This window comes from Streptomyces sp. PA03-1a (genome assembly GCF_033792805.1).
Classification (GTDB): domain Bacteria; phylum Actinomycetota; class Actinomycetes; order Streptomycetales; family Streptomycetaceae; genus Actinacidiphila.
In genome coordinates this window covers 1-2,893 of the sequence record NZ_JARAVO010000434.1, presented here as the reverse complement: position 1 = coordinate 2,893, position 2,893 = coordinate 1, and the positions used below count along the sequence as shown (strand labels likewise).

The 2,893-nt window shown below is 72.5% G+C and carries 4 protein-coding genes; 1 reads left to right on the top strand and 3 read right to left on the bottom strand.

All coding sequences use genetic code 11. The features are described 5' to 3' along the window. Nucleotides 1-1,499: DUF7059 domain-containing protein (locus PV341_RS44525; RefSeq protein ID WP_500360952.1), on the top strand; the 1,499-nt coding region annotated here is incomplete at its 5' end. A gap of 67 nt (nucleotides 1,500-1,566) precedes the next feature. On the opposite strand, the gene PV341_RS44520 is transcribed toward PV341_RS44525, so the two are convergent. The 3 genes from PV341_RS44520 to PV341_RS44510 form a co-directional block, all read right to left on the bottom strand. Then, the gene (locus PV341_RS44520) at nucleotides 1,567-1,830 is read right to left on the bottom strand and encodes a TM2 domain-containing protein (RefSeq protein ID WP_499513078.1); all 264 of its coding nucleotides are present in this window, start codon (nucleotides 1,828-1,830) and stop codon (nucleotides 1,567-1,569) included. Nucleotides 1,831-1,985: 155 nt separating this feature from the next. Next, nucleotides 1,986-2,396 (bottom strand): DUF2752 domain-containing protein, encoded by a 411-nt coding sequence (locus PV341_RS44515; RefSeq protein ID WP_499513079.1) that lies wholly within the window; start codon nucleotides 2,394-2,396, stop codon nucleotides 1,986-1,988. Between the two features lie 5 nt (nucleotides 2,397-2,401). Beyond that, nucleotides 2,402-2,815 carry a TM2 domain-containing protein gene (locus PV341_RS44510; protein ID WP_500332113.1) on the bottom strand — a complete coding sequence of 138 codons (414 nt, stop codon included), beginning with the start codon at nucleotides 2,813-2,815 and terminating at the stop codon, nucleotides 2,402-2,404. Nucleotides 2,816-2,893 lie beyond the last annotated feature (78 nt).

Below are 2,893 nucleotides of genomic sequence, written 5' to 3'. Positions count from 1 at the left end.
GACCCGAGCAGGTCGAGGCAGCCGTCGGCCGTGAAGGCCGCGACGCGCTGCGCGCCGCGGCCTTCACGGCCGACGGCTGCCTCGACCTGCTCGGGGCGACCGCCTACGCCGCGCTCTCGCGGGCGGAGACCGTACCCGCCCTGCGCGCCACCCGCGGCGGCAGCCCGCTGGAGAGCCTGGTGCGGCTCTTCCTGCTGCAGCAGCCGGTCCCGTACGCCCGGCTGCGCGACGTGCTGCCCCTCGACGCGGCCCTCGAGGACGGCTGGCTCGTCCGGGACGGCGACGAGGTGCGCGCCACCGTGGACGTCCGCCCCTACGGGGGCGACGGCGGCGAGGACTGGTACATCGTCTCCGACCTCGGCTGCGCGGTGGGCGGCGCCAACGGCATCCGCACGACGCCCGGCGTGGACCGCGCGGACCTGGTGCTCGGCGTCGGCGGTGCGTCGACCACGCTCGCCGGGATCACCGTCCGCACGCCCGTGGCCCGGGCGCTGGACCTCGGCAGCGGCTCCGGCGTCCAGGCGCTGCACGCCTCCCGGCACGCCACCCGGGTCACCGCGACCGACCTCAACCCCCGCGCCCTGCACTTCACGCGGCTCACCCTCGCCCTGTCGGGCGCGCCCGAGCCGGACGTCCGGCAGGGCAGCCTCTTCGAGCCGGTCGGCGACGAGCGCTACGACCTGATCGTGTCCAACCCGCCGTTCGTCATCTCCCCGGGCAGCCGCTTCACCTACCGCGACGGCGGCATGGCCGGCGACGACCTGTGCCGGACCGTCGTCCGGCAGGCCGCCGACCACCTCACCGAGGGCGGGCACCTGCAACTGCTCGCCAACTGGGAGCACGCCGAGGGCGAGGACTGGCGCGACCGTGTCGGCGCCTGGGTACCCGCGGGCTGCGACGCGTGGATCGTGCAGCGCGAGGTGCAGGACGTCACGCAGTACGCGGAGCTGTGGCTGCGCGACGGCGGTGACCACCTGGCCGGGCCCGAGGCGTACGCCGCCCGCTACGACGCGTGGCTGGACGCCTTCGAGCAGCGCAAGACCAAGGCCGTGGGCTTCGGCTGGATCACCGTGCGCAGGAGCGGCTCCGACCGTCCCGTCGTCACCGCCGAGGAGTGGCCGCACCCGGTCGAGCAGCCGCTCGGGCCGCACATCGCGGCCTGGTTCGGCCGCCAGGACTTCCTGCGGGCCCACGACGACGCGGCGCTGCTCGACGAGCGCTTCAGGCTGGCGGACGAGGTGGTGCAGGAGCAGGTGGGCCTGCCAGGCGCCGAGGACCCGGAGCACGTCGTCCTGCGGGCGAACCGCGGTATGCGGCGCGCGACGAGGGTGGACACGGTCGGCGCGGGCTTCGCGGGCGTCTGCGACGGGACGCTGACGGCCGGTCGGATCCTGGACGCCATTGCCCAGTTGCTGGGCGAGGACCCGGTGGTGCTGCGGGACCGTACGCCGGAAGCGATCCGGCTGCTGGTGGAACAGGGCTTCATCGAGCCGGTGTGAGCGGGAACGCGGCGGCCCGCCTCCGCAGCGGAGAGCGGAGGCGGGCCGCCGGGGTGCGTCGCGGGGATCAGCCCTGCAGGACGCGGCCCTTGGAGTCCGTGCGGTCCTTGCTGGTGAAGAAGAGGATCGCGTCGATCAGGGCCCAGAAGCCGAGGCCACCGCAGGTCAGGAGCTGGGCGATGGCCATGCCGGTGTGGCCGGTGTAGAAGCGCCCGATGCCCAGACCGCCCAGGAAGAGCTGCAGAAGACCAGCGGTGATCTTCGACTTGTCGGACAGCGGACGGCCGGCCGCGTCGTAGCCGTGCGGGGCGTCAGTGGTGGGCGTGGCCATGAAGGTCGCTCCTTGCGCGAATGGGGACGAACAGGCAGGAGCGCACGCTTCTTCAGGATCCGGCCCCCCGCCTCGGATGGCCACATATTTACATCAGATGATTGACATCCGTCCCGATGATGAACAGCCGTCACGGAACTGTGATCACCGCGTTGTCAAACCGCGTTGCGTACGACGGCCCAGGCCACGGCGATCCCCAGGACCGCCATCTGCGCACGTCGTCCGAGCGTGGGGCGGTAGGAACGGCCGCGCAGCCCCTCCGTCACCCACCGCGCGTACAGATAAAGGGGAAAGGGGCTCGCCAGGAGCAGCAGCGCGTTGTCGTGGAAGGCGGCCGACAGGTCGCCGTGCATCAGGTCGTAGACCATGCGGGTCGCGCCGCAGGCGGGACAGAGCAGCCCCGTCAGGAAGTTGAAGGGGCATCGGGGCAGCCAGTGCCCCTCCTGGTGCGGGTCGGTGCCCCACAGGTAGGCGGCGCCCGCCGCGCCCGCGACGAGCGACGCCACGGGGGCCGTGGCCGGTCGTCCGGCCACGGCCCTGAGGCGGTTCCAGGTCACGGAGGTCATCATCCTCAGCTGCGCAGGATCCGGCCCTGGGAGTCGGTGCGGTCGTTGCTCGTCAGGAAGAGGATGCCGTCGATCAGCGCCCAGATGCCGAAGCCGCCGCAGGTGAGGAGCTGCGCGATGCCGATGCCGATGTCGCCCACGTAGAAGCGCCCGATGCCCAGGCCGCCCACCAGCAGCTGCAGCACGCCGGCCACGACCTTGGACTTGTCCGACAGCGGGCGGCCGTACATGTCGTAGCCGTACGGGGCGTTGGGGTCGCCGGTGTAGGCGCCCTGCGGGTATCCCTGCTGGGGGTAACCCTGCTGCGGGTAGCCGTAGCCGGGCTGCTGGCCGTAGCCGCCGGGGCCGGGCGGGGGCTGTTGCGGGTAGCCGTAACCGTCCGGCGCGGGCTGGCCGTACGGGTTGTTCGGATCGGACATCGCGGGACTCCCCCTGAGAGAACGTTCGGTGTATCCGGACATCTTGTCAGGCAAGTCAAGGCGGTCAGGGGCGAGGAG